This is a genomic window from Bradyrhizobium sp. (genome assembly GCF_016462955.1).
Lineage (GTDB): Bacteria > Pseudomonadota > Alphaproteobacteria > Rhizobiales > Xanthobacteraceae > Bradyrhizobium.
Genome location: NZ_JAEMSD010000214.1, coordinates 4,419 through 10,804, shown reverse-complemented (window position 1 = coordinate 10,804; position 6,386 = coordinate 4,419). Strand labels below are relative to the sequence as shown.

Sequence of the window (6,386 nt, the reverse complement as noted above, 5' to 3'; positions counted from 1 at the left end):
AAGCCGACAAGGAGGCGACGACGCGTCTGGCCGACAAGGTCGCCGAACTCACCGGCATCGACAAGGCGGTCAGCCGCCGCCTCGCCGGCCGCTTCGACGTCGGCGAATTCCGCCGCGAGCTCGACCGCAAGACCGGCAAAGTGACGGGGCGCTATGACGCCTCGGTGCGTGGCTTCGACCCCTATCCAGATTCGAGCAGCTCGCGCTTCGGCGATCCCTCCGGCGATGCGCTCCAGGCGCCGCTGACGAGTGCGGCGGTCGACGTCTCGACGCGCAAGCTCAACTGGCGCCCCGACGGTTCCTACGAAGTTCTGAACGGCAGCGTTGGGGAAGGCTGGGATTTCGGCCGCGGCATCAACCCGCCGCAATCGGTCTCCGAGCTGCGCCAGATCCTGGCCACCGACGCCAAGCTGAACGTGCTGGCTGCGCACGGCCTGTTCGATCTGGCCACGCCCTATTTCGGAACCAAGCGGGTGCTCGATCAGCTACCGGCTTTCGTGACGCAGCGCGTGAAGTTCGTCGTCTATCCCGGTGGCCACATGTTCTACTCGCGCGACGGATCGCGGCAGGCGTTCCGTGGCGAGGTCGAAAGGTTGATCAGGGAGTAGGCCGGCGCTTGCGCGGCTTGTATTTGCGCGCGATCTCGCGGGAGACGACCTTCTCCGGCTTCACATTCGCCCCGGCAATCCAGATGTCGCTGATCTTGCCGCGCTTGTCGCGGACCCGGCGCACCGGCTCGCCATGGCTGGCATAGCCGGCCGTCCAGGCGAGCTTGCCGCTGTCGCGGCCGGTGACCTCGATCTCGGCGGCGTCCATGAATGGGTTGTTGAACTGCGGGTTGGCGACGAGCACGCGGTTGCCTGCGGGCACGAGATCGGTCGCCCCCCAGATCGTCCACCAACGACCGGTCCAGTCGCGCAGGCGCCGGTCGGGCGCGCCGCGGGTCTGGAAGACGCGCAGGATCTGCATCGCGCCATCCATCCAGAACGGCGCCGCGCCGTCGATGGAGTTGCTGAGGATGCTGATCGACAGCTCGCAAGCGGGGATCGAGCAGGTCCGGGAGATGTAGCCCTGAAAGCCGCCGCTATGGCCGAACCAGTCCCAGCCGTCGGTCTTGCCGGCGTTGACGCCGAGGCCGTAATAGCCCTCGACGCTCTGCGGGATGCGCCAATGATGTCGCGTCATCTCGCGGCGGCTCGCGACCGAGAGCACGCTCGTCTTCGCATTCGGCGACAGCTGCGCGAAGAAGCGCGCGGTGTCGGCGGCGGTGGCGACGAAGCCCGCGGCGGAGGCCATCGCATGGGCAGGATTGTCGCCGGGGATCACGCAGCGCTCGCCGAACGGCACTTTTCGCGTGTGGCCGCGCGCGAACCGGGCGCCCCTCGGAAGCGGTGCGTCCGGCTCCGTTTCACGCAAGCCGGCGGGCCCGATGATCTCGCGCCTGATCCAGCTCGCGTAGGGCTCCTTCGTCACCGCCTCGATGACCAGACCGATCAGCCCGAAACCGTGATTGGAATATTTGAAGCGCGTGCCGGACTCGATCGCGGTCGGCCGTTTCAACTCCTCGCGCAGCTCGTTCGCGTTCAGATAGGCGCGCCGATCGATGAACTGGCCGGAATCCGCGCCGTCGCGGGTCAGCCCGGCGCTGTGCGACAGCACTTGCGCGATCGTGGTCTCCGCGACACGCGGATGCAGCCCGCCGACATACTGGCCGACCGTGTCGTCGAGCCGGATCCTGCGCTGCTCGCGCAGCTTCATGATGCCGGCCGAGGTGAAGCTTTTCGAGTGCGAGGCGATGCGGAAGCGGTGGCGCGGGGTCAGCTTCTCGCCGGTATCGAGATTGGCAAGGCCGAATGCTTGCTCGGCGACGACCTCGCCACGATGGACGAATGCGACGAGGACACCGGGCTGCTGGATCGTCGTCATCTGGAATTCGATCCAGGAGCCGATGTAGTCGATCGCGGATCGCAGCCAATTGTCCATTGCGCACCCAAATGCGAGGGGGAGAAAGGTGCGCGAGGCTAGCCGAGAAAGCGGAACGGGCACAACCCGGAGGTTGCGCCCGTTCGCTTGCATGCAGAGTTGCGATCGTCAGTAGACCAGCGTCGCGCCGGTCGGCTTGTCGAGTGCTTCGGCGAGCGAGCGATACTCCGAGCTGCCGGTGCCCGCGAGCGAGGCGATCTTGTCGAGGTGATACTGCGCCTGCTCGCGGTTGCCCTGTTCGAGCTGCCAGAGGCCGTAATACTGCCAGGTGCGGACGTGGTTCGGATCGTCCTTCAGCGCCAGTTCGTAATAGGCTTTGGACGACTGGTAGTCGCCGAGCTTGCGATAGGAGTAGCCGATCAGGTTGGCGACGTCGGCGACGTCGTCACGCCGGAGCGACTTCAACTGGCCGATCGCGCCCGTGTAGTCCTGCTTGTCGTAGATCGCGGCGTAGGCGGTGCGATAGGCCGCGAGGAATTTGGGATCGCTGACGGAAGAGCTCTTCTTCTTGCTCTTCTTGGTCGAGGTGTCCGATTTCGGCGGCGACGAAGGCTCGTCGCTGCCCGCGGCATACGCGCTGGACAGCACGGGCGCGGCCGCCAGCGTCATGGCGACCAGTCCCGGCACAAAAAGCGTTGAGAGTTTGCGCATCTAAATTCTCCCGTATGGAACGTGGCGATCCTACACGATTGCCTGAAGACCGGAACACCCTCCGGGCAAAAACATTCCCGCTTCGCCCGGTCTATTCGCCCCTGCGCGGATGACAAACTTGTCATCGAGATGAACGGGAGCCTGCAAGAGGCTTCAGACAGGGTTCAGTGCGCCCCGCCTAGGCTCCGCCCCATGATCGACGGGGAGGCGAGAGGGCGCCGCCTCGAGATCCTTCCAAGAGGAGACCACCATGTTGAAGACGATCTCTGCAGCCTTGCTCGCCACGTCCGTGATCGCCGCCCCGGCCTTCGCCGCCGAGTCCGGAAAGACCGCCACGACCACCCCGGTGATCAAGGCGGACCAGAGCCAGACCAAGGCAGCGACCACGGCCGCGAAACCCGACACCGGCGTCAAGGCCGACGCCAAAGCGGACGCGAAGGCGGATGGCAAGTCGAAGGCGATGGACGCCAACGCGGCGGCCACGGCCGACGAGCAGAAGACGGTGGGCAAGCATCGCAAGCACGACAACCAGGTCTCGGCAAAGGAATCGCAGAAGGCGCAGCCGGATGTGACCAAGCCGGTGACATCAGACAAGCGCAACTGACGACTGATCCCGCGCGGCGGCATCCCTGGCATTGCCCCGCCGCCGCGCGCGGAACTCGGGCCCGGTCCGACCGCAACGCCTCGTGCGAAAGCCCGAGGTGCGGCGGCGGGCCGGTGCGCTGTTTGCGCAATTGCAAGCGAATTCCCTTCGTGCAGGCTTGCGGCTAGAACATCGCTGAGTCCAATCGAACGGAGCGCGGGCCTGTGGGACGTGTGGCGAGATGTGCGGTGATCCTGGCGTTGCCGCTCGCGCTTGCGGGGTGTTTTGGCAGCGACGGTGACCGTCCAACGCTGTTCGATGGAAGCCAGGCCGGCGGGCCGCAGCCCTTTCCCGACAATTTCCGCAGCGACACGCTGGCCCTGATGCGGACCTACCTTAACAACCCCGTCGGAGTCCGCGAGGCCAGCATGGCTGAGCCGGTGCAACGAGAAGTCGGCGGCCGGCAATTCTATGTAAGCTGTCTCCACTTCACTCCGCGCGAGAGCGACGGCAGCTACAAGGCCATGCGCGAACGCGCCGTGGTCTTCGTCAACGGCCGGGCGGACCGCGTGGTCGACCGCACCACCGACCTCTGCGCCGGTGCGGTTTACGCACCCTTTCCGGAACTGGAAAAGATGACGCGCTAGCGCAAAGGCGGCCTTCATCGCCGGGTGCTAGATGGAAAGCCGCCGGAGCCGCGGGATCACATTTCGGGGAGCTTTGAACGGGTAGTTTTGTCTTGCGACAAATCGATGCGGCAGCCTTGCGCAGTCGAATTGACGGAACAAATTCGCGTTGTTGCCGCGCCGTCACAGTTACGAACGATCAACGTTCCGGCATCGCCGCGAAGCAACCCAATTCACGCCACGTTGTTTCCTGAGTGTCGTAAATGAAAGAACGGGGATGATATGAAATCGATCTTGCTGGGTGCAGCAGCTCTGCTTGCGCTGGCCGTGCCGGCTGCGGCCGCGGACATGCAGCCGCGCACCTACACCAAGGCTCCGGCCTATACGCCGCCGCAGGTGATCTACAACTGGACCGGTTTCTACATCGGCGGCCATATCGGCGGCGCGTTTGCCGGCGACAGCAGCTTCCAGTCCAGCGACGCCCGCTTCCTGGGCGGCGTGCAGGGCGGCTTCGACTACCAGTTCGCGCCCAACTGGGTGGTGGGTATCGAGGCCCAGTATTCCTGGCTGCCGACCAACAACAACGGCGCCACCTTCCCCCTGGGGACGCAGGTCACTTCCAACACCGACCAGATCGGGTCGGTGACCGGCCGCATCGGCTACACCTGGGGACCGACGTTGCTTTACGCCAAGGGCGGTTACGCCTGGCGGAATAACAATCTCGGCGTCAACATCGCCGGCGTGCCGCAGGGCTTCACCACCACCGGCAACGGCAAGGACGGTTATACCGTCGGCGCCGGCCTCGAATACATGTTCGCGCCCAGCTGGTCGGCCAAGGCCGAGTACCAGTACTACAATTTCGGCAGCACCACCTTCACCTCCGGCCCGGCCGACGTCGTCGGCGTTCGTGGTCGGGAAGACGAGCATACCGTCAAGGTCGGTGTGAACTACCGGTTCGGCTGGGGCGGCCCGGCGGCCTCCCGCTACTGACCGCCCAGGCGGCGATTCAAGACCCGACAAAGGCCGGCTCCGCCGGCCTTTCGTTTGCCGGTTCTTCCGGGGCTGGAGCCTGTTCGCTTTGCGCGAACAATTTGGCGCGTCATTTGCTTGCAAACGATGCTGGCGCGCTTTCTCACGCGCGTCATGGGGCTGGAGTAAAGCAAAAATAATTTTTGCGATTTACGGAACTCGTGCTCCGGAACGCGTTATTATGTGAATTACCGGGCTGGTGGGACGACGGACATGCGTATCTTGGTGTCGGCAGTGGTGCTCTCTTGCTTCTCCTGCCTGCCGTGCTCTGCACAAACAATCCTCAGATCCGAGCCTCTGATGTTGGCACCTTATGAGGTGGCCTTCGTCAAGGACGCGTCTTGCCCGTCGGGCAAGGTGATGAAGGTCACGGGCGCCATCCGCGGGCTGCATCGCCGCAAGGCCTGCGTGGTCATGCCGGGCGAGCAGGCCTCGCTGGCCGCCGCGACGCCCTAAACTGCCCCGAGTTGATCCCCCGACCTCTCAGGAATTCAGCTCGAGCTCCATCCTCGACTGCTGCTCGGCCTCGGCCTTGTTCCTGGCGGGGTCCTCGCCCGCGGCGGCCTGGCAAGGCGCGATCGCATAGTCATTGTCGAGCACCCGGCGTGGTCCCGGCCGCTCGTCGTCGGCCGACGCGTCAACGACGAGTCCGCTTCGCTGCGCGAGCTTCCAGACGTCGGCCTCGGTTGGATAGGCCTTGCTGATCTGGGCGTCGTTGCAGAACAGGGCGTAGGGCATTCTTTCCGCTCCAGGAAAGCCTGTTAACGAGTTCGCGCGGCAACGGGTTCCGGGGCGGGCCCGTTCACGGAGCCGTGATCGATCCGGGGGTCCCTGAGTCCTTAACGAGTCCTGAATCCCGGAAAAAAGAATCCCTGGGACTCCTTGGCCGGAATCAGCGGATGTTTTCCGCCATGACGAGCGACCTGAACACATCCTGTGGGCACATGCTGCTGCCGCTGACGCTGGCGCTGCTCGGCGCCTGTGCGGCCAATCTCTGGCTGGTTTGGTCCTGGCTGTAGCCCTGGCGGGGCGGGCTTATTTTTCGGCCGGCGGGCTGGAGGCGTCGCGGATGGCGGCCCGCAATTTGGTCAGGGTCGCCGCGCAATATTCCTCACGCTCGCGCTCGAAGCGCTCCTGATGCTTGCGGAAATTGGCGATGCGGGCCTGCATCTCGGTGCGGAAATTGCCGCTTGCGGGCGGTGGGAGAGGGGCAAGACGCGGCGGAAGGGAGGCTCGCGGTGGTTCGAAACCGACAGCGACCTCCTCCACGGCAAGGATCTCCACTGCGACAGTCTGCCCAGCCGCAGGCGCCTCCGCCTGGAGCAAGTCGTCCTTCCTGCCTGTCACCGATTGCACGAAGGCCGTTGTTTGCGCGATCAATGCGTCGCGCTCCCTGATCCATTTCATGATCCACCTCAGCCGCGCGCATTCCAGCAAAGCGGCTGCGTCGAATCAAGGCTGTTTGCAGGGGATTGCAGATTTTTCCCGATCGCTCGACATTGGGCGAATGGATG

The 6,386-nt window shown here is 64.7% G+C and carries 8 protein-coding genes and 1 pseudogene; 5 read left to right on the top strand and 4 right to left on the bottom strand.

The genetic code is table 11. From position 1 onward, the window contains the following. Nucleotides 1–608: pseudogene (locus JHD07_RS21190) on the top strand (peptidase S10); the annotation flags it as partial. Here the strand turns inward: JHD07_RS21190 and JHD07_RS21185 are convergent. Together JHD07_RS21185 and JHD07_RS21180 are read right to left on the bottom strand one after the other, a co-directional pair. Beyond that, complete coding sequence (locus tag JHD07_RS21185; RefSeq protein WP_291625427.1) at nucleotides 598–1,983, bottom strand: serine hydrolase domain-containing protein; 1,386 nt, start codon at nucleotides 1,981–1,983, stop codon at nucleotides 598–600. The pseudogene JHD07_RS21190 and the gene JHD07_RS21185 sit on opposite strands and share 11 nt — an antisense overlap. Before the next feature lie 108 nt (nucleotides 1,984–2,091). Beyond that, on the bottom strand, nucleotides 2,092–2,634 hold the full coding sequence (locus JHD07_RS21180; RefSeq protein ID WP_291625426.1) for a tetratricopeptide repeat protein: 543 nt from the start codon (nucleotides 2,632–2,634) through the stop codon (nucleotides 2,092–2,094). A 250-nt stretch (nucleotides 2,635–2,884) separates the two neighbouring features. Here JHD07_RS21180 and JHD07_RS21175 point away from each other — a divergent pair, with 250 nt between their 5' ends. From JHD07_RS21175 to JHD07_RS39820, 4 genes are all read left to right on the top strand, one after another. Continuing rightward, a complete protein-coding gene (locus JHD07_RS21175) occupies nucleotides 2,885–3,238 on the top strand; it encodes a hypothetical protein (protein ID WP_291625425.1) in 354 nt (117 codons plus the stop codon). A 230-nt stretch (nucleotides 3,239–3,468) separates the two neighbouring features. Further along, complete coding sequence (locus JHD07_RS21170) at nucleotides 3,469–3,864, top strand: hypothetical protein (protein ID WP_291625428.1); 396 nt, start codon at nucleotides 3,469–3,471, stop codon at nucleotides 3,862–3,864. A 261-nt stretch (nucleotides 3,865–4,125) separates the two neighbouring features. Continuing rightward, nucleotides 4,126–4,833, top strand: a complete 708-nt coding sequence (locus JHD07_RS21165) for an outer membrane protein (RefSeq protein ID WP_291625424.1) — start codon at nucleotides 4,126–4,128, stop codon at nucleotides 4,831–4,833. Nucleotides 4,834–5,085: 252 nt separating this feature from the next. After that, entirely contained in the window at nucleotides 5,086–5,328 is a 243-nt protein-coding gene (locus tag JHD07_RS39820) for a hypothetical protein (RefSeq protein WP_366864927.1), read from the top strand. A 27-nt stretch (nucleotides 5,329–5,355) separates the two neighbouring features. Here the strand turns inward: JHD07_RS39820 and JHD07_RS21155 are convergent, their stop codons facing one another. Both JHD07_RS21155 and JHD07_RS21150 read right to left on the bottom strand, forming a co-directional pair. Further along, nucleotides 5,356–5,610: a hypothetical protein gene (locus JHD07_RS21155; RefSeq protein ID WP_291625422.1), complete on the bottom strand. Its 255-nt coding sequence runs from the start codon at nucleotides 5,608–5,610 to the stop codon at nucleotides 5,356–5,358. A 297-nt stretch (nucleotides 5,611–5,907) separates the two neighbouring features. Next, nucleotides 5,908–6,279, bottom strand: a complete 372-nt coding sequence (locus JHD07_RS21150) for a hypothetical protein (RefSeq protein ID WP_291625421.1) — start codon at nucleotides 6,277–6,279, stop codon at nucleotides 5,908–5,910. Nucleotides 6,280–6,386 lie beyond the last annotated feature (107 nt).